This is a genomic window from Paenibacillus sp. P4_E11 (genome assembly GCF_056401635.1).
Genome location: NZ_JBFUIX010000618.1, coordinates 1 through 789 on the forward strand (window position 1 = coordinate 1; position 789 = coordinate 789).

Sequence of the window (789 nt, forward strand, 5' to 3'; positions counted from 1 at the left end):
CCACATGTCCAAGCAGCAACAGCCGGAAGAGTATAACGAGGAAGGTGTTCGTTACGGAATCCCGGCGGTAAGAGGGGATGTTGGGGGCGTCAATATGTCCATCCGTAAAGATTGGTTGGATAAACTCAACATGAAGATTCCGACGACAATTGACGAACTGACAGCTACTTTGAGAGCGTTTAAAGAGAAAGATCCAGGTGGAGTCGGCAAAGATAAAGTGGTGCCTTATGCTCTTGGATCGTTGGCTGGCGGACAATTATCATTCTTCTATAGTCCGATGTATGCATTCGGAGTTAATGGTGATGGTGTAGGTGCTGATGGAATGTATATGTCTTCAGGAAATTACAAGGACGGCGTATTTACTTCCGGATTCGCTACACCGGAAGGGAAAAATTTCTTCAAATGGTTTAATGGGCTTTACCAAGAAGGTTTGATACCAAAGGAATTTGCAACAGACCTCAATTCAGCGCAGCTGAATCAGGATTATAATAAAGGAAATGTTGGCTTTATCGATGGGAATAACCCTGCACCATCACACACCAATGTGGTTAGAAAGGCGTCAGGGAACCCGAATGTAACCTATGTTACTGTTCCTCCGCTGCTTCGTCCAGATGGATCGCAGTATTTTTCTCCGAACGCTATGTATGGTATGTATATGATGATTCCGAAGAAGACACCTGAGAAGAATGCTATTGCCGTCATGAAATATTTGAACTGGATGGCTCAACCGGAAATTATCGAACAGCTGAATAATGGTATTGAAGGCGTCCACTGGAAACGTGTTGATGG

The 789-nt window shown here is 44.4% G+C and carries 1 protein-coding gene; it reads left to right on the plus strand.

Annotated elements, in window-relative coordinates; translation table 11 throughout:
• Positions 1-789 (plus strand): extracellular solute-binding protein (locus AC1DWB_RS36480; RefSeq protein ID WP_477545925.1); only part of this gene is annotated, 789 nt, incomplete at both ends.